The sequence below is a fragment of the Cupriavidus campinensis genome (genome assembly GCF_905397395.1).
GTDB lineage: Bacteria > Pseudomonadota > Gammaproteobacteria > Burkholderiales > Burkholderiaceae > Cupriavidus > Cupriavidus campinensis.
Map to the genome: position 1 here is coordinate 91,914 of NZ_CAJPVH010000002.1, position 17,553 is coordinate 109,466.

Below are 17,553 nucleotides of genomic sequence, written 5' to 3' on the forward strand. Positions count from 1 at the left end.
GAGACGTGCCATGACGCAGCGCGCCGCATCGCAGACAGGCAACACGGCCCACGCTGGCCGCGCACGGGCGCTGGACCACGTGCAGTCGCTCTCCGCGCGGGTGTTTGGGCCCACACGGCTCGATATCGGGGACGCTACGGGGGACGCCGAGGATGACGCACCGGACGTGCAGCTGCGCACGTGCCAGATCGGTCACCTGACGCTGGCCACCACGCGCTATGGCCGGGCGATGGAGATCGAGCCGCGCGTTGGCAAGGACGAATTCGTGATCCAGACCGTGACGGCGGGCCGCTGCCGGCTGCTGGCGGGAGGCCGCGCCGCCGAGATGCCGGTGGGCGCGGTGCGCGTGTTTTCGCCGTCGCTGCCGGTGCGGCTACAGCCCGATGCCGACTGCGAGCGCTTCAGCGTGGTCATCCGCCGGCAGGCGCTGGAGGCGGCGTTTCTGGAATGCTTCAGCTTCGACGCGCCGGCGCCGCTGGTCTTCGATTTCCACGCGGCGGATTCGGCGCGCTGGCAGGCGATGATGGCGTGGCTGCGTACGGAGTTCGACGCCCGCGCGCAAGGCGCCGCATTGGCCACCGAGGCGATCACCGACGCCGCCATCGAGCGGCTGGTGCTCGGCACGCTGCTGGTGGACCAGTTCGGCCACGACGGCAGCCTGCTGCCGCGCGGCTTCCGGGCCGCGCTGCCGGCCTACGTGCGTTGCGCCATCCGCTACCTGCGTGCCCACCTCGACAAGCCGGTCACGCTGGGCGCGCTGGCCGCCCATTGCGGCGTGTGCGAACGCACCCTGCAACTGGGCTTCCGCAAGGCCAAGAACACCACGCCGATGGAGTACCTGCGCGTGCTGCGCCTCCAGGCGGCGCGCGCGGACCTCCAGCGCGCCACGCCGGGGCGCGGCGCGGTCTCCGCCATCGCCCTGCGGCACGGCTTCACGCACCTGAGCCTGTTCTCGCGCGAGTACCAGCGCGAATTCGGCGAACTGCCTTCGGCCACGTTGCGGCGCTGAGGGGATGCGGGGCATCGCCGCACGATCCCGCACGATGCCGCACGATGCCGCACGGTGGAGGCTCAGGCGGCCGCGCTGGCAGCTTCCATCACATGCTTCAACTGTTGGGCAACATCGCTGGCGTGTGCGTAGCCGCCCGAGACGTGGTGAAGACGGCCGCCGTGATCCAGGACCAGCGCCGGGAAGCTGGAAATGCCCCAGCCGCGTGCGGTGCGGAAGTCTTCCACGGTGGCTGCGATGGCAGCGTCGCTGAGCCACTGGTCCAGGAACGTCTGCGCGGAAACGGCATGACCCTGACGATTCAGCGCCTGCGCCGCGACGTCCGCCAGTGCCTTGCCGTCCGTGGTGTCGAGCGCATCGACGTAGAACGCTGCCTGCAAGGCGCGGAATACCGCCAGGAGGTCGGATTGGGGGAATAGCTGGCGAGCCGTGACGACGGCGCGGCAGATGGGCTCGGTATCGTAGACAAAGTTCTCGCGCGCCATCAGCCCATCGCGATTGAACGGCAGACCGCTCGCGCTTTCCACCCGGCTCCAGTGATGGAGCCGGAAGCGCTTGCCGGCCTCGTCGAGGATGTCGGTGGCGCCAGCGCGGATGCCACCCACGACAATGCGCAACGGCAGATCGGGGAAGCGCTCACGAACCTCGGTCAATTCCTTGCCGAATCCATAGCACCACGAGCACATCGGGTCGCCAACATAGACCAGTTCCATTTCTTGCCTTTGATCGTTAGAGGGTCGCGCCGTGGCGACCGGGTGGAGATGCGCCTTCCGGCGCGGATCGAGCTTTCGGTAATGAAGAGGACTATAGAAGCGCGGACTGGCCCGATGAAGCCATCCAGGTGAACTTGAATTGATACATGGTGGAACAAGTCCGCGCCCTGAGCGTCAACGCTTACGCGTCTGCGCTAGCGCAACGACCTGAAGCTCGTGCGGACTTCTTCCGTGAACGCCCGGGGTTGTTCCCACGCCGCGAAGTGGCCGCCCTTGGGCAGGCGGTTGAAGTGAATCAGCTTCGGGTAGGCACGCTCCGCCCAGCTTCGTGGCGCGGCGTAGATCTCGTCGGGGAACACACTCACGGCAACCGGAATGGCGACGTGCTTCGGCGCGAAAAAGTCGAGCTTGTTCTCCCAATATAGCCGCGCTGAAGACACCGCAGTGTTGGTCAGCCAGTACAGCGTGACGTTGTCGAGCACGTCATCGCGCGTCAGGCCTTCCGGCTGTCCGTCGAACACGCGTGCGATCAGTGCCTGGCTGGCCGCATCGTGGTCGAGCATCCACGCCGCGAGGCCGACCGGCGAGTCCGCGAGCGCATACAGCGTCTGCGGGCGGTTCGCCATCTCCAGCGCATAGCCAAGCCCTTGCTTGTAGAACGTGTCGAGCTGCGCGTACGCATGCTGCTCGTCGGGTCCCAGTCCACCCGGCGCGGCCCCGCCCGCCTTGAGCGCGTTGGCGATGTCTTGCGGAATGGTGGCCGGCATGTTGGTGTGAATGCCGATCAGCTCCGGAGGCGCGATCAGCGCCATCTGCTCGGTTACCGCATTGCCCCAGTCGCCACCTTGTGCCGCAAAGCGCGTAAAGCCGAGCCGCTGCATTAGGGTGACCCACGCGCGTGCGATGCGCGCGGGATCCCAGCCGGTGGTGGTCGGCTTGCCCGAGAAGCCGTGACCCGGCAGCGACGGAATTACCACGTCAAAGGCGTCGGCCGCCGAACCACCATACGCGGTGGGGTCCGTGAGCGGGCCGATGACCTTCAGCTGCTCGATGATCGAGCCGGGCCATCCATGCGTGATGATGATCGGCAGCGCGTGGCTGTGCTTCGAGCGCACGTGGATGAAATGAATGTCGAGACCGTCGATCTCGGTGACGAACTGCGGCGTCGCGTTGAGCCGGGCCTCGATCCTGCGCCAATCGTAGTGCGCCTCCCAGTACTGCGCGAGCTTGCGCACTGTAGAAAGTTGCACGCCCTGCGTGGCGTCGGTGACTGTCTCGCGCTCGGGCCACTGCGTCGCCCGGATGCGCCGTCGCAGATCGACGAGGCGGGACTCCGGCACATGCACGCGCAGCGGGCGGATGGCCGTGCCGCCGGCTGGATTGCCGGACGGGCTGGCGATCCCGACGCTTGGCGGGCTCTCGCCGGCAAAGGCGAATTCGCTCAGGGACCCGCTGGCGACGGCTGCCGCTGCCGCACCCACGGAATAGCCGATAAAGCGGCGGCGCGATGGCGCCTGGGGAAGTGCATCGTTTGACATACAAGCTCCTGGTTATCCATTGAGTCCGGTTGGCGGCGCAGACGCCGCCAGGTCTTGGCAGCAGTATGGAAAAGTCGGAGCAGGACTTGAACGGTAGCCCGCGTACAACTCTTGTGCGGGGCAGGAACAATGCTTCGCAAGAAAAAAGCGGTGCAGGCGGCGTCACGCCGCACTGCACCGGCAAACACCCGACTGTCCGGCAGACGGGTCCCAGAGCGGTATCAAACCACCAATCAGGCCACCAATCAGGCCGCCAGCTGGGCGGGCTGGCACACGCGCAGGAGCGTCTGGAGCCGTGCGCGGTCGAGGTTGCGGCCGATAAAGACGAACTTGCTCTCGCGCGGGCGCGCGTCCCACGGGTCGGCGGGATGGAAGTCCATCAGCCGGTGCACCGCCTGCAACACGTGGCGGCGGTCGTCGTCCTGCACGGCGACGATGCCCTTCATGCGGAAGACGTCGTTGCCCTGCGCGGCCAGCAGGGCCTTGAGCGCGTGTTCCAGGCGCTGGCGGTCGAACGGGGTGTCGAACAGCAGAGAGACCGACGTCACCGACGGGTCGTGGCGATGGGCGTGGTCGTCGTCATCCGCATGGCCGTGCTCGCAGGTCTCGTCGCAAACATGTTCGTGATCATGGCCGTGGTCGTGCCCGTAATCATGCCCATGCAGGTCGTCCGCCGGCAGCGTGGCCACGCCGGGCGTGAAGCCACCGATGCCGAGGATGCGCGACAGATCCACCTGAGCGTGGTTCGAGCGCAGGATCTGCGCGCCCTCGTTCAGGTGATGAAGCCGGGCGGCCAGCGCATCGAGCCGTTCGGCGCTCACCAGGTCGGACTTGTTCAGAATGATGCGGTCCGCCGCCACGATCTGGTCCACCGCCTGGTTGTCGAAGCCGGAGAGCTGCGGGTCGTCCAGGTGCGATTCGATGTGCACGGCATCCACCAGCGTCAGGATGCCGTCGAGCGTCACCTGCTTCGCCACGTCGTTGTCCATGAAGAAGGTGGCCGCCACCGGCGTGGGGTCGGCCAGCCCGCTGGTTTCCACGAGGATATGGTCGAAGCGCTCCGGCTGGGCCAGCAGCGTCTGGAGAATGCGCACGAGGTCGGTCCGCACATCCACCACGCAGCAGATGCAGCCGTTGGTCATCTGGTAGATCTCCTCGTCCGAGGTCATCACCAGATCCGAATCGACATCCACCTCGCCAAACTCGTTCTCGATGACCGCGATGCGGTGGCCGTGCTTCTGCGTTAGGATGTGGTTGAGCAGCGTGGTCTTGCCGGCGCCAAGGAAGCCGGTGAGGATGGTCACGGGCACGGGCGGCAGGGACTGCGGGGTAGCTTGCGGAAGGGTCATGGTGTCTCCTGGGTGGGAAAGTCCGAATGCACGGCGGCCAGCGTGGCGCGCATGCCGCGCCAGCGCGAGACCAGCCCGGCGTGCTCCACGCCGAACAGGTCCAGCACGCGGCCCACGGTGTGGCCGACAATGTCGTCCACGCTCTGCGGATGGGCGTAGAACGCCGGCACGGGCGGCATGACGATGGCGCCCATCTCGGTCACCGTGGTCATGTTGCGCAGGTGGACGAGGTGCAGCGGCGTCTCGCGCGCCAGCAGCACCAGCCGGCGGCGCTCCTTGAGCATCACGTCTGCCGCGCGGGTGACGAGGTTGTCCGCCAGACCGGTGGCAATGGCGGCCAGCGTGCGCATCGAGCAGGGCGCCACCACCATGCCGTCGCAGCGGAACGAGCCGCTCGCCACGGTGGCGCCGATATCGCGCACGTTGTGCACCACATCCGCCAGCCGCTCCACCTCGGGCCGCTGCATGCCGAGTTCGTGATGGATCGTCAGCAGCCCGGACGGCGAGCAGACCAGATGCGTCTCCCAGCCCTCCGCCGTGCCGAGCGCCTGGAGCAGCCGCACGCCGTAGGCCGCGCCGCTGGCCCCCGTGATGGCCACGACCAGCCTGCGCGGGGCGTTCATGGCCGGGCCTCGCCGGGCAAGGCGGACCTGGCAGCAAGCGCGTGCAGCACCTGCTCGGGCCGGATCGGATAGTGGCGGAAGCGCACCCCGATGGCGTCATACACCGCGTTGGCGATGGCCGGGCCGATGGCAACGATCGGGTCCTCGCCCACTCCCTTGGCGCCGAACGGCCCGCCGGGGTCCGGCGCGGCTTCCAGCAGGATCGTGTGGATCGGCGGCATGTCCATCGCCAGCGGCATCTTGTAGTCCACGAAATTGGCATTGAGCGAGCGCCCGGTCTGCATGTCGATCTGGTAGTCCTCGTACAGCGTATGGCCGATGCCCTGCTGGATGCCGCCCTCGATCTGTCCCGCCGCCGCCACCGGGTGGATGACCTTGCCGATGTCGTGCACCGGCACCACCTGCGCCACGGTGATAAAGCCGGTCTCGGTATCGACCTCCACCTCGACGAAATGCGCGGCGAACGAGTACGACTTGGTGGGGTGATAGGTGGCCGTGCCGACGAACTGTGCGGCAGGCAGGCCCTTGCGCGGCATCACGGCCTCGCGCACGGTCAGCGTGGGGCCGGGGCGGCTCCGCACGGCAATCACGCCGTTGGCGATGGCCAGTTGCTCCGGCGCGGCTTCCATCTGCGCGGCGGCGCGGGCCAGCAGCTGCGTCTTGATCTCGCCGGCCGCCATCTGCGCCGCGCGGCCGACCATATAGGTGGTGTGGCTGGCAAAGGCGCCGATATCCCACGGCACCACGTCCGTATCGCCATGCACCACGCTCACGCAGTCGAACGGGATGCACAGTTCCTCCGCCACGATCTGCGCCAGCGCGGTGTGTGCGCCGGTGCCCAGCCCGGCGGCGCCGGTCAGCAGCACCACGGTGCCGTCCTCGTTCATCTTGACGATAGCGTTGCCCTGCTCCTTGATGCCGGGGTAGGCGCTGCTGCCGTGCATCTCGCACCCCACGCCCCAGCCGCGCCGGATCACGCCCTGCTGCTGGCGCGTCTGCGCGCGCCGCTGCGCCCAGCCGGTGGCCTCCATGCCCTTGCGCAGGCAGGCTTCCAGGCCGTGGCCGATCAGCGGATGGTTGGAGGGCGCGATGTCGCCCTCGCGCACGGCGTTGCGCAGCTTCAGCTCGGCGGGGTCGATGCCGAGGTGGGCGGCGGCCTCGTCCATCTGGATGTCCAGTGCGTAGTAGGTCTGCACCACGCCGTAACCCCGGAAGGCGCCGGCGATGGGGCTGTTGGTGTAGACGCAACGCCCCTCCAGCCGCACGTTCTCGCAGCGGTAGAGCGAGACCATCGCGGCGGTGCCCACGTTGGTCACGCCGGGGCCGTGGGAGCCATAGGCGCCCGAGTTGAACACCACCCTGGCCTCGCGTGCGGTGATCGTGCCGTCGTTGCGGAAGCCCTGGCGCAGCCAGATCCGCGCCGGGTGGCGCGTGCGGCCACCGAGGAAGGTCTCTTCGCGCGTGTATTCCATGCGCACCGGGCGGCGCGTCTCGCGGGCCAGCAGCGCGCACAGGAACTCGCTCTGGAACAGGTCCTGCTTGGCGCCGAAGCCGCCGCCCATGTGGTCCACCAGCACGCGCACCTTGTGCAGCGGCAGGCCCAGCACCTCGGCCATGATCCCGCGCACCATGAAGGCGGTCTGGGTGGAGATCCATACGGTCAGGTTGCCGTTGCCGTCCCACTTGCAGGTCAGCACGTTCGGTTCCATGTAGGCCGGCGTGGGGCGCCCGCCCTCGTAGATGCCTTCGAGGATGAAGTCGGCCTCGGCGAAGCCGCGCTCCACATCGCCCCGCTCGATCCGCACCGGCGGCAGTACGAGGTTGCCGCCGGGCGCGCGGTCGTGGATCAGCGGGGCGCCGGGCGCGGCGGCATCGTCCACGGTGAACACGGCGGGCAATGGCTCGTATTCGACCTCGATCAACTCCACGGCGCGCGCGGCGATCTCCTCGCTGATGGCTGCCACGGCGGCCACGCCTTCGCCCCAGTAGCGCACCTTGTCGTCGAGGATGTACTGGTCGCAGGTGACCGAGGCGGAGCGCGGGTGCGGCGAGCCCGCGTGCAGCACGCGCGGCACGTTCTCATGGGTGAGCACGGCCTTCACGCCGGGCAGCGCCAGTGCGGCCGAGGCGTCGATGCGGCGGATGCGTGCATGGGCCACATTGCTGCGCTTCATCTTGGCGTGGAGCAGGCCGGCGAGCGGCATGTCGGCGACGTACTTCGCGTTGCCGGTGACCTTGTCGAGCAGGTCCGTGCGCTTGACGCTGTGTCCGATCACGGCGTGGGTCATCGCGTGGCCTCCGGTGCGTGGCGCAGGGTTTCGGCGGTCTGCTCGATGGCCTCGATGATCTTGGTGTAGCCGGTGCAGCGGCAGATGTTGCCGGCGATGGCGAAGCGGATCTCGTCGCGCGTGGGCTGGGGGTTCTCGTCCAGCAGCGCCTTGGCCATGACCACGAAGCCCGGCGTGCAGAATCCGCACTGGGCCGCGCCGCAGCGCATGAACTGGTCCTGCACCGGGTGCACCGTGTCGGGGTCGGGCTGGATGCCCTCGATCGTGACCAGCGTGCAGCCGTGCGCCTCGGGCGCCAGCACCAGGCAGGCGTTGGTCGGCTTGCCGTCCATCAGGACCGTGCAGGAGCCGCATTCGCCGACGTCGCAGCCCTTCTTGGTGCCGGTGAGGCCGGCGTCATGGCGCAGCGCGTCGAGCAGCGTGCTGTGCGGCTCCACCGCGAGTTCGCGGGGCTCGCCGTTGAGGGTGAGTGCGATGAATTGGCGCATCAGTGGGTCTCCGTTTCCTGCAGGGCCAGTTCGATGGCACGGCGCGTGAGCACGCCCACCATCTCGCGGCGGTAGTCGGCGCTGGCGCGCACGTCGCTGATCGGGCGGGCATCCTCCATGGCCGCGTGGGCGGCCTGGAGAACCAGCCCGGCCGAGATGGGGCGGTCGCGCAGCATGGCTTCGGCGTGCACGGCGCGGATCGGGGTAGGGCCGACTGCCGCCAGCACGATGCCGACGTCGAGGCACTGCCCGCGTTCCACCGTAATCGACACCGCCACGCCTACGGTGGCCAGCTCCATCTGCACGCGCCGGCCATGCTTGAGGTAGGCCTTGCCGGTGTAGGGCCGGGGCGCCGGCACGGTCAGGCGCGAGACCAGTTCGTCGGCAGCCAGCGCGGTCTTGCCGGCGCCGGTGACGAAGGCCTCCACCGGCATCGAGCGCGAGCCGGACAGGCCATAGAGGTGCACCTGCGCGCGGTCGGCAATCAGCGGCGCCAGCGTATCGGCCGATGGCGACGCGCGGCAGACATTGCCCACCACCGTGGCGCGGTTGCGCACCTGGATCGAGGCGAAGTCGGTCACGGCTTTGGCCAGGCTGGCGTAGTGGCGCCGGGCCATGTCGGAGGTTTCCACCTCCCGCGTGGTGACCAGCGCGCCGATGCGCAGGCCCTCGGCGGCATCGAACGTCAGCACGTCCATGCCCGGGATCTTCTTGATGTTGATGACGCGGGCGGGCTGGCGGTGCGACGCCTTGATCTGCACGAGCAGGTCGGTGCCGCCCGCCAGCACGCTGGCGCGCCCGCCGCAGCGGTGCAGCAGCGCGGACGCTTCGGCAAGCGTGGCGGGTTCGAGGTATTCAAACGCTCTCATCGTGGCTCCTGTGGGGGCGGCGTGTCGGTGAAACCATGATGGTTGGCGCGCGATCATCGGTAAATACCCATAACCGGATTTATTGATCGTGTTACGCTCTGAATCGACCACCACACCACGCTTCAACAGAAAGCACGGGGGAGACATGGCCAACCTCAGCAATATGAATGTTTCGCTGCGGCAACTGCGCGCCTTTATCGCCGTTGCCGAGGAACTGCATTTCACGCGCGCGGCGGAGAAACTGAACCTCTCGCAGTCGTCAGTCAGCGCGCTGATCCACGAACTGGAAGGCAACCTGGGCCTCAAGCTGTTCGACCGCCACACGCGCCTCATGCAGATCACCCAGGCCGGCGCCGAGCTGCTGCCGACGGTCAAGAAGGCCGTGGCCGACATCGACAGCGTGCTGGAAAACTCCAACGAACTGCGCTCGCTGGGCCGGGGGCGGGTGTCGATTGCGGCGTCGTCGATCCAGGCGGCGCTGATGCTGCCGCGCTTTATCCGCGAGTTCTGCGTCGGGCATCCGGGCGTGAAGGTGGAATTGCACGATGTGTCCGAGCACGAGGTGCCGCGCATGGTCAGCTCGGGCGAGGTCGATTTCGGTATTGGCACGATTCCGGAGGGCCAGCCGGACCTCACCGCGTACCGGCTCTCGTCGGATGCCTTCGTGATCGTCATGCCGCCGCATCATCCGCTGGCGCGGCGCCGTGAACTGACCTGGGAGGATGTGGCGAAGCTGCCGGTCATCGGCCCGCACCGGGGCAACCCGATCCGCGATTGCCTTGATGCAGCGCTGGCGGTGCGCGGCATCACGCTGTCACGCGTGCACGAGGTCTTCCTGCCGCTGACGATGGTCGGCATGGTCGATGCGGGGCTGGGCATCGCCGTGATGAGCACGGCGGTGACCCGGCTGACCTCGGCGCTGGGGCTGGTCACGGTGGCGCCGCGCGACCCGGCGATTCACCGCGATATCTCGCTGCTGGTCCACGCCGACCGCTCGCTTTCGCCGCCCGCCCAGTCCTTCCGCGACCTGCTGATGAAGCACAGGAAGGAACTGGGCGAGTAAGTCCGGGCAGGCTCCGGGGTCAGGCGATCTTCTTCGCCAGCATCTCCGGCGCCCCGGCCTCAGCCCGGGTGTTGAACAGCAGGTTCAGCAGCACCGCGCACAGCGTGCCGAGCAGGATGCCGTTCTGGCAGAACTTGGCGACGAGTTCCGGCAGCTGCACGAAGAACCTGTCCGCCACCAGCGGAATCATCCCCATGGCGATGCTGACCGCCACGATATAGGCGTTCTTCTTGTTCTCGACGAAATCCACATGGCCGAGGATGCGCACGCCGGTGGCCGCCACCATGCCGAACATCACCAGCGCTGCCCCGCCCAGCACGTACTGCGGGATGGACGCCGCGAAGAACGCCAGCTTGGGCAGGCAGCCCAGCACGATCAGCATGCCGCCTGCCGTGGCGCACACCCAGCGGCTGCGTACGCCGGTCACCTGCACCAGCCCCACGTTCTGGGCGTAGGAGGTATAGGTGAAGGTGTTGAACACCGCCCCCACCAGCGCGCCCACGCCATCGGCGCGTAGCCCGCGCGCCAGGTCATCCGGCGTGACGGGCCGCTCCACGATCTCCCCGAGCGCCAGGAACTGCCCCACGCCCTCGATCATGATCACCACCATCACCACGCACAGCGTGACCGAGGTCATGGCGTCGAAGGTCGGCCAGCCGAAATGGAACGGCGTGATCAGCTCCACCCAGTGCGCCGTGTGTACGCCCGAGAAGCTGACCTTGCCCATCGACAGCGCGATGACAAAGCCCACCGTGATGCCGATCAGCACCGCGACATTGCACAGGAAGCCCTTGAAGAAGGCGATCATGACCAGCACGGTCAGCAGCACCGCCGCCGCGATGCCGAGGTTGGCGGGCAGCCCATAGGCCGGATTCGGCACCGGGCCGGTCGGGCTGGCAATCGTCGGGTTGCCGCCCGCCGCCCAGTTGATGCCGACCCGCATCAGCGAGATGCCTATGATGAGCACCACGGTGCCGGTGACCACGGGCGGGAACCAGCGGATCAGCCGGCTCACGTAGGGCGCCGCCACGTAGGTGAACACGCCGGCCACCATCACCGCCCCGAACACGGCGGGCAGCCCGAGCGCGGGGTTCGATCCGGTGGCGATGATCGGCGCGATGGCGGTGAAGGTGACGCCCATCATCACCGGCAGGCGGATGCCGATCTTCCAGATGCCGACGCTCTGGATCATCGTCACCAGCCCGCAGCAGAACAGGTCGGCGGCGATCAGGAAGGCAATCTGGTCCTTGGGCAGCTTCAGCGCGCCGCCGATGATCAGCGGCACGGCAATGGCGCCCGCGTACATCACGAGCACGTGTTGCAGCCCGAGAGCGGCCAGGCGCAGCGGGGGCAGGACTTCATCGACCGGATGCACGGGCGGTTTCCCGTGGGGGGCGTGGTGGGGGGTCATGCTGTCTCCTTGGTCTTCCAGGCCGGTCGCCGCATGATGGGCCGGAAGGGAGTCGCTGTAGCCGCCCCCCGTGGTCTGTGCCACGTCTTCCGCCACCTGCGTTGTCGTTGTCGGGGCAGCATGCCAGCCACCGGTCAGTGGGTATACAGGCGCCACGGATGAATCGATCGGCAAAGCCGATCAATCTGCCCCTACGGCGCGCTATCTAGGGGCTGGTTGGGGATTAGGGCGTCGGGTCAGTGTTTTCCCGTATCGAGCCGCGCCAGCAGTGCCGTGGCGCGGGCCATGGCGGCGGGGTCGATGCGGGCACGGATGCCGTCGAAGGCCGGGCCGCGCGTGGCGTCCAGCCCCATGCGCGAGGTGGTGCCCACGCCGGACGCCGAGGGGTCGAGCGCGCTGCCGGGCAGGCCGTCCACCACCACTACGTCCAGGTGCGGCTGCAGGTGCGTGGCGATGGCCCACAGCACCTCCTCGTCGCGCGTGATGTCCACATCCTCGTCCACGGCGACCACGGTCTTCAGGTACGGGTCCCAGCCGAGCAGCCCGAGCATGACCTGCCGTGCCTCCCCGGGCCGCGACTGGCGCAGCGCCACGTAGGCGTGGAAGTGCGTGCCGGAACTCGGGTAGTGCACCGCCGTGACGCCGGGAAAGCGCTCGCGCAGCTTCTCCACCATCTCCGACTCGCGCGGAATGCGTCCGAGGTTCAGGTGCTCGGCCGAATTGCCGCCGACCACATCGACCAGCCACGCATCGCGGCGGCGCATCACCGTCTCCACGCGCAGCAGGTTGTTGGTGGAGCGATCGGACGAATAGCCGGTGAACTCGCCGAACGGCCCTTCCTCGACGCGCGCCGACGGGTCGATCACCCCTTCCAGCACGATCTCGGCGTGCGCCGGCACGGCGATGCCATAACGCGGCGTCCGTACCACCTCAAGCGGCGCACCGAACAGCCCGCCGGCCACGTGGCGCTCGTCCACGCCGTACGGCAGTCGTGCCGCGCCGGCCAGCATGAACAGCGGATGGGCGCCGATCACCATCGCCACCGGCAGCGGCTTGCCGGCCGCCGTGGCGCGCTGGAGCATGCGCCACAGGTGCCCGCGCGAATGCAGGCTGGTGGCGATCTCGCTGGGCGAGTGCAGCATCGACCGGTGATAGCTGGCGTTGCCGATGCCGGTCTCGGGGTCTTCGGCAATCAGGATGGCATTGGTGATGTAGGGGCCCCGGTCCGTGGCGAAGTGCCGGATCGCGGGAATCGTCGACAGATCGACCTGCTCCTGCACGATGTCCGTCACCGCGCCGCTCGGCAGCACGCGTGGCGGCTGCATGCGGCGGCTGCGCGCCTGGTACTCGGCATGGATGCCGGCCGGCGAGACTCCGCCGAGCATGCGCCCCACGCGCTCGCGCGAGGCGAACAGGTTGGTGACCAGCGGCGTGGCGAGGCCCGCCACGTTCTCGAACACGATGGCCGGATGGCGGTTCTGCGCGGCCAGTGCCCAGACCAGCGCGGTCGGGTCCTGGTCGGCGGCCACGGGGTCGCGCACGGTCAGGACGTCGTCGGGATACGCCGCGCGGTACGCGGCCAGAAAGGTGTGGAAGTCTTGGGATGTGTCATCGAACCCCGCCGGCGGCGAGGTCGATGGCGTGGGCGAGGTGGGTAAGGCAGTCATGGCATGGCTCCGCTTGGGTACAAGGCTGGTACAACCATCGGGAGTCTGTTGCCGCGCGCGGGCGGAGCCGGGGAGGGCGGCCCGCGCGTGACCAGACGGATGTCAGGCTTGAGCGATGAGCGAGATCAGCGCGTGCTGGCGTAGGTGTCCTTGAGCCGCGCCTGCGCTTCCTCCTGGGTCTTGGGCGGTGCGGTCGGCTCGATACCGACCAGCCGGGCGATGTTGTTGCCCATGTAGCCCTCCAGCCCGTCCTCGTCCAGGTCCATGCCCTGCGGGGCGGGCCCGCACAGCATTTCCAGCTCGCGTAGCCACATGCCGGGCTCGTTGGGCGGCGTATCCGTGCCGAACACGATCTTGTTGCGCGGCAGCTGCCGGGCGAACTCGACAATGCGCGACTGGAAGCACCAGCCAGACTCGCAATACACGTTCGGCGTGTCCATCGCCATCCAGAACGCCTCGAACGAGTAGTTGCCGCCGGTCTGGATGCCGAAGTGACCGATGATGAAATTGACCATCGGGAACTCGCGGATCACCGGGTAGAACATCGTCGGGATCGTGTACGGGCCGTCGCCGGTATGGATCAGCACCACGATGTTGTACTTGGCGCAGACCTTCATTGCCGGGCGCAGCCAGTCCAGCGCGCGGTCAGGCCGGTAGCCGTGCATGTTGGCGTGCAGCTTCAGCATCTTGAAGCCGTACTCCTTGATGTGGAACTCCAGCTCCTGTGCGCCTTCCTCCGGGCCCCAGCGCGGGTTGAAGGTGAAATTGCCGATGAAGCGGTCCGGGTACTTCTGGCACAGGCTGGCGACGTAGGCCATGTAGTCGCGGATGCCTTCGCGGCCACGGCGGTTGCCGTCGCGGTAGCCGGTGTTGCCCGGCGGCGGCTGGATAAAGCCCATGTCGATGCGGCGCGGCTTGCCGTTGATCATGTAGGGGCCGTCCATCATCTTGAGCAGGCGCTCGCCGGTGAAGGGCTCGCCGGTGTGGCGCCAGGCTTCGTCGACGAGGTTGGTCGGGTGCAGGTGGGTATCGATAATCATCTGTGGCTCCGGGTGCGGAATCAGGCGGCCAGGCGGGCGCGGGCTTCTTCCAGCGTGCGCGGCACGGGCGTGGGTTCCAGGCCGATCATGCGGGCGACGTTGTTGCCGAGGTAGTCCTCGAGCGTGTCTTCGTCGAGGTTCAGCCCCTGCGGCGGCTCGAAGCAGAGCACCTCCAGCAGGCGCAGCCACATGCCGGGCTCGTTGGGCGGGGTGTCGGAGCCGAACAGGATCTTGTGCTTGGGCAGCACCTTGGCGAACTCGACGATGCGCGACTGCAGGCACCAGCCGGACTCGCAATACACGTTCGGCATGTCCATGGCCATCTGGAACGGCTCGAAGCAGTACACCCCGCCGGTCTGCACGCCAAAGTGGGCCATGATGAAGTTCACGGTCGGGAACTCCTTCATCATCGGCACCCATTCGGTGGGAATGCTGTACGGGCCGTCGCCCGTGTGCAGCTTGACCAGCACGCCCAGCTCGGCGCACTTCTGCAGCGCCGGGCGCAGCCAGTCCAGCGCGCGGTCGGGCCGGTAGGCGTGCATGTTGGCCTGGAACTGGACCATCTTGAAGCCGAGCCGCTTCACGTAGTGTTCCATCGCGTTCACGCCGTTCTCCACGCCGCAGCGCGGGTTGTAGACGTAGCAGCCAATGAAGCGCTCCGGGTACTTCTCCACCATCTCGCGCGTGTAGCCCATGTACATGTCGATGGACTCTGCGCCGCTGCGCTCGCCGTCGGTGTACGTGTAGATGGTGTTGCCCTGCGGCGGCTGGATGAAAGCCTTGTCGATGCGGCGCGGCTTGCCGTTGAGGGTGAACGGACCGTCCATCATGCGGATCAGGCGTTCGCCCGTGAACGGGTCGCCGTCATGCCGCCAGGCCAGGTCGACCAGGTTCGTCGGATAGCAACTGGTGTCGATGATCATTGAGATCCCCTAACGATGACTCAGGTGGAAGACGTGCATGCCGGCGCTCGGGGACGCTGGTCATGCCGCTTGCGGGAGTCGTGTCAGGGGGCGGGTGCGGCTGGATGCATGGCGCCACTGACGAACGACTCCGTCAGTGAGCAATCTCCAGTTGAACGGGGCGGCGTTGCGCCGCCGGTGTCCAATCGACCGCTTATACCCACGCGTTCGTTATACAGGATAGCCGGCGCCGCGGCGGCATTCATCTGGAACGCAGATCCATATATCGGCCGGGCCGATGAAGCTTGCGCGAAACAATGCGTTCGGGCGCCGGGAACGCTTTCATGGGATGGGTCCGGCCAGCCGTAGCCGGGTCCGGCGGTTCAGGGCTCGCGCGCTGTGTCCGGCGAGAGGCCCAGTACCCAGTCGCGGAAGGCGTCCAGCGCGGGCGCGTGGGGGCCGTCTTCCGGATAGGCGAAGTAGTAGCCCTGGCTCACGTCGAGCACCCGTTCCACCGGAATCACCAGCTGGCCGGTTTCCAGCTCGCGCTCGATCAGCAGGCGCGGCGCCAGGCCGACACCCAGCCCGGCCGCCGCGGCGGCCGTCATCATCGTAAACAGCTCATAGCGCGGCCCGCGTGCCGCCGCCACGCTGTAGTCCCAGCCCTGCACCGCATACCAGTCGCGCCACGCCTGCGGGCGCGTGCTCAGGTGCAGGTGCCGGCACTGGGCGAAGCCCTCGGCATCGGCCAGCGCGTGCGCCGCCCGGAAGGCGGGGCTGCACACCGGCACCATGCCGCCTTCCCGGAAGATCACCCCGCCGCGCGTGCCGGGCCAGAACTGGTCGCCGAAGTAGATCGCTGCGTCGTAGGCGCAATCCTGGAACGAAAAGGGCTGCGAGCGGGCGCTGAGGTTGACCGTGATCTCGGGGTGCAGCCGGGCGAAGTCCGGCAGGCGGGGAATCAGCCATTGGGTGGCGAAGGTCGGCACCACGGCCAGTTCCAGCGTGTAGCCCTGGGTGCGGCCGGCGCTGATCTCCTGGGTGTCCCGTTCGATATGGTCCAGATGGCGCCGTACGCGCGCCGCGTATTCCCGGCCTGTTTCGGTCAGCTCCAGCCGGCGCCGTACCCGGGTGAACAGCGCCACGCCGAGCCGCTGCTCCAGCAGGGCCACCTGCCGGCCGACGGCGCTCTGGGTGAGCGCGAGTTCGTCGGCGGCACGGGTGAAGCTGCCCAGCCGGGCGGCGGCCTCGAACGCGAGCAGCGCGTTCAGGTTGGGGATGTCCTTTCTCATGGCGGGCGGGGGCGACAGCAGGTTGGGGCGACTTGGGGGCGGCAGGGGGAGAGTATAGCGAGACGGACATCGTGCGCGCGGCGCACAACGTTGTGAGCATTCGTCGCTTGTGACCCGCCCGGCGCTGCCGCTATGCTGCGGCGCAACCTTACCGTGACTACGTTCCCATGAATCCGAATATCGCCAAGCTGCTCAACGCCAACCTGGGCGCCGCCCGTGCCGCCCACCTGCTGACCCTGGTCACCATGCCCGAAGGGCTGCCGGCCGATATCGAGGGCCGCGCCACGCGTGCCGAGATCGCCCAGGCGCTCAATGTCGTGCTGTTCGGCGACATCCTGGACCGCGTGCCCACCGGCCGCGCCTACACCGACGACGTGGCCCGCGCCGGCGGCAAGGTCACCTTCGACCATGGCGCACTGCGCACGGTGAAGTGGGAGAGCGGCGCGCTGCCCGAAGGCGAGGCGGCCTTCACGCGCATCCTGCGCCCGCTCGGCTACGTGCTGAACGGTACCTACCCGCTCGACCGCATCGGCATGACCGGCCGCTCCTACGCCCATGCCGACGCCCCCGAGCAGATTGCCCAGTTCTTCCTGAGCGAGTTCCACCCGGAGCGCGAGCGCTACAGCGACGCCTTCCGCGCCGCCGTGACCCGCGTGACCGAAGCGTCCGCCGACCCGCTGACCCCGCGCGCCCAGACATTGCTGTGGCAACTGGAACGCGACGGCCTGCTGGCCGTGGCGGATGGCGCCGAACTGGTCGGCCTGCTGGCGCGCTGCTTTGCCCGCCAGCACCCGGCGCCGCGTCTGGAAGACTACGAGACGCTGCTCAAGGAATCGGCCGAAATGGCGTGGATCTCCACCGAAGGCAACGCCTTCAACCACGCCACGGACCGCGTGGTGGACGTCTTCGCCCTGGCCGATGCCCAGAAGGCGCTGGGCCGGCCGATGAAGGAAAAGGTCGAGGTCTCCGGCAGCGGCCGCGTCAAGCAAACCGCCTTCCGCGCCGATCCCGTCACGCGCGAGTTCGTGGGCGCCAACGGCGAGACCGTCACGCGCCAGGTGCCGGGGTCGTTCTACGAGTTCATCACGCGGGATAGCTTCGAGGACGAAGCTGCGGCCCGTCGCCGGGTGGATCTCGGGTTTGACGCCGGGAACGCGCAGGGAATCTTCAAGATGACGGCGGCAGCCTAGGGGGCTTAGGCGGAGGCAACGGCAGGAAGGCGCCGCAAGGCGCCGGTTTCGATAATTCAATAAATTTGAATAACTATGACAGCGATAGCCCGCTTCCGGTGGCGGGTTGAT

At 68.0% G+C, this 17,553-nt stretch carries 15 protein-coding genes; 3 read left to right on the top strand and 12 right to left on the bottom strand.

Features of this window, described 5'->3' with window-relative positions; genetic code table 11:
- Window positions 1-10 precede the first annotated feature (10 nt).
- A complete protein-coding gene (locus tag KHO18_RS01960) occupies window positions 11-1,009 on the top strand; it encodes a helix-turn-helix transcriptional regulator (protein ID WP_144200956.1) in 999 nt (332 codons plus the stop codon).
- Between the two features lie 62 nt (window positions 1,010-1,071).
- Here KHO18_RS01960 and KHO18_RS01965 read toward each other — a convergent pair whose 3' ends face one another.
- From KHO18_RS01965 to KHO18_RS01995, 7 genes are all read right to left on the bottom strand, one after another.
- Window positions 1,072-1,722: a DsbA family protein gene (locus KHO18_RS01965; protein ID WP_211942700.1), complete on the bottom strand. Its 651-nt coding sequence runs from the start codon at window positions 1,720-1,722 to the stop codon at window positions 1,072-1,074.
- Window positions 1,723-1,916: 194 nt separating this feature from the next.
- Window positions 1,917-3,260: an epoxide hydrolase family protein gene (locus KHO18_RS01970; RefSeq protein ID WP_211942701.1), complete on the bottom strand. Its 1,344-nt coding sequence runs from the start codon at window positions 3,258-3,260 to the stop codon at window positions 1,917-1,919.
- A 245-nt stretch (window positions 3,261-3,505) separates the two neighbouring features.
- On the bottom strand, window positions 3,506-4,609 hold the full coding sequence (locus KHO18_RS01975; RefSeq protein ID WP_144200948.1) for a CobW family GTP-binding protein: 1,104 nt from the start codon (window positions 4,607-4,609) through the stop codon (window positions 3,506-3,508).
- Window positions 4,606-5,232 (bottom strand): UbiX family flavin prenyltransferase, encoded by a 627-nt coding sequence (locus tag KHO18_RS01980; protein WP_144200946.1) that lies wholly within the window; start codon window positions 5,230-5,232, stop codon window positions 4,606-4,608. Before KHO18_RS01980 ends, KHO18_RS01975 begins: the two co-directional genes overlap by 4 nt.
- Window positions 5,229-7,520 carry a xanthine dehydrogenase family protein molybdopterin-binding subunit gene (locus KHO18_RS01985; RefSeq protein WP_211942702.1) on the bottom strand — a complete coding sequence of 764 codons (2,292 nt, stop codon included), beginning with the start codon at window positions 7,518-7,520 and terminating at the stop codon, window positions 5,229-5,231. Before KHO18_RS01985 ends, KHO18_RS01980 begins: the two co-directional genes overlap by 4 nt.
- Entirely contained in the window at window positions 7,517-8,008 is a 492-nt protein-coding gene (locus KHO18_RS01990; RefSeq protein ID WP_144200942.1) for a (2Fe-2S)-binding protein, read from the bottom strand. Before KHO18_RS01990 ends, KHO18_RS01985 begins: the two co-directional genes overlap by 4 nt.
- A complete protein-coding gene (locus tag KHO18_RS01995; RefSeq protein ID WP_144200940.1) occupies window positions 8,008-8,877 on the bottom strand; it encodes an FAD binding domain-containing protein in 870 nt (289 codons plus the stop codon). The genes KHO18_RS01990 and KHO18_RS01995 overlap by 1 nt, the downstream gene beginning before the upstream one ends.
- Before the next feature lie 145 nt (window positions 8,878-9,022).
- Here KHO18_RS01995 and KHO18_RS02000 point away from each other — a divergent pair, with 145 nt between their 5' ends.
- On the top strand, window positions 9,023-9,940 hold the full coding sequence (locus KHO18_RS02000) for a LysR family transcriptional regulator (protein ID WP_144200938.1): 918 nt from the start codon (window positions 9,023-9,025) through the stop codon (window positions 9,938-9,940).
- A 19-nt stretch (window positions 9,941-9,959) separates the two neighbouring features.
- Here the strand turns inward: KHO18_RS02000 and KHO18_RS02005 are convergent, their stop codons facing one another.
- The 5 genes from KHO18_RS02005 to KHO18_RS02025 form a co-directional block, all read right to left on the bottom strand.
- Window positions 9,960-11,351 carry a nucleobase:cation symporter-2 family protein gene (locus tag KHO18_RS02005; protein WP_144200936.1) on the bottom strand — a complete coding sequence of 464 codons (1,392 nt, stop codon included), beginning with the start codon at window positions 11,349-11,351 and terminating at the stop codon, window positions 9,960-9,962.
- Between the two features lie 236 nt (window positions 11,352-11,587).
- Window positions 11,588-13,018 carry a UbiD family decarboxylase gene (locus KHO18_RS02010; protein WP_211942703.1) on the bottom strand — a complete coding sequence of 477 codons (1,431 nt, stop codon included), beginning with the start codon at window positions 13,016-13,018 and terminating at the stop codon, window positions 11,588-11,590.
- Window positions 13,019-13,143: 125 nt separating this feature from the next.
- Window positions 13,144-14,058 (bottom strand): amidohydrolase family protein, encoded by a 915-nt coding sequence (locus KHO18_RS02015; RefSeq protein WP_092293969.1) that lies wholly within the window; start codon window positions 14,056-14,058, stop codon window positions 13,144-13,146.
- Between the two features lie 20 nt (window positions 14,059-14,078).
- Window positions 14,079-14,981 carry an amidohydrolase family protein gene (locus tag KHO18_RS02020; RefSeq protein ID WP_211942704.1) on the bottom strand — a complete coding sequence of 301 codons (903 nt, stop codon included), beginning with the start codon at window positions 14,979-14,981 and terminating at the stop codon, window positions 14,079-14,081.
- A 362-nt stretch (window positions 14,982-15,343) separates the two neighbouring features.
- Entirely contained in the window at window positions 15,344-16,252 is a 909-nt protein-coding gene (locus tag KHO18_RS02025) for a LysR substrate-binding domain-containing protein (RefSeq protein WP_144200928.1), read from the bottom strand.
- 167 nt (window positions 16,253-16,419) lie between these two features.
- On the opposite strand from KHO18_RS02025, the gene KHO18_RS02030 reads away from it, so the two are divergent.
- Complete coding sequence (locus KHO18_RS02030; RefSeq protein WP_144200926.1) at window positions 16,420-17,442, top strand: DUF1338 domain-containing protein; 1,023 nt, start codon at window positions 16,420-16,422, stop codon at window positions 17,440-17,442.
- Window positions 17,443-17,553 lie beyond the last annotated feature (111 nt).

Bases quoted from the DNA above. Each gene is read 5' to 3' on its own strand.
- KHO18_RS01960 (WP_144200956.1), top strand. From the start codon at position 11: ATGACGCAGCGCGCCGCATCGCAGACAGGCAACACGGCCCACGCTGGC.
- KHO18_RS01965 (WP_211942700.1), bottom strand. From the start codon at position 1,722: ATGGAACTGGTCTATGTTGGCGACCCGATGTGCTCGTGGTGCTATGGA.
- KHO18_RS01970 (WP_211942701.1), bottom strand. From the start codon at position 3,260: ATGTCAAACGATGCACTTCCCCAGGCGCCATCGCGCCGCCGCTTTATC.
- KHO18_RS01975 (WP_144200948.1), bottom strand. From the start codon at position 4,609: ATGACCCTTCCGCAAGCTACCCCGCAGTCCCTGCCGCCCGTGCCCGTG.
- KHO18_RS01980 (WP_144200946.1), bottom strand. From the start codon at position 5,232: ATGAACGCCCCGCGCAGGCTGGTCGTGGCCATCACGGGGGCCAGCGGC.
- KHO18_RS01985 (WP_211942702.1), bottom strand. From the start codon at position 7,520: ATGACCCACGCCGTGATCGGACACAGCGTCAAGCGCACGGACCTGCTC.
- KHO18_RS01990 (WP_144200942.1), bottom strand. From the start codon at position 8,008: ATGCGCCAATTCATCGCACTCACCCTCAACGGCGAGCCCCGCGAACTC.
- KHO18_RS01995 (WP_144200940.1), bottom strand. From the start codon at position 8,877: ATGAGAGCGTTTGAATACCTCGAACCCGCCACGCTTGCCGAAGCGTCC.
- KHO18_RS02000 (WP_144200938.1), top strand. From the start codon at position 9,023: ATGGCCAACCTCAGCAATATGAATGTTTCGCTGCGGCAACTGCGCGCC.
- KHO18_RS02005 (WP_144200936.1), bottom strand. From the start codon at position 11,351: ATGACCCCCCACCACGCCCCCCACGGGAAACCGCCCGTGCATCCGGTC.
- KHO18_RS02010 (WP_211942703.1), bottom strand. From the start codon at position 13,018: ATGACTGCCTTACCCACCTCGCCCACGCCATCGACCTCGCCGCCGGCG.
- KHO18_RS02015 (WP_092293969.1), bottom strand. From the start codon at position 14,058: ATGATTATCGATACCCACCTGCACCCGACCAACCTCGTCGACGAAGCC.
- KHO18_RS02020 (WP_211942704.1), bottom strand. From the start codon at position 14,981: ATGATCATCGACACCAGTTGCTATCCGACGAACCTGGTCGACCTGGCC.
- KHO18_RS02025 (WP_144200928.1), bottom strand. From the start codon at position 16,252: ATGAGAAAGGACATCCCCAACCTGAACGCGCTGCTCGCGTTCGAGGCC.
- KHO18_RS02030 (WP_144200926.1), top strand. From the start codon at position 16,420: ATGAATCCGAATATCGCCAAGCTGCTCAACGCCAACCTGGGCGCCGCC.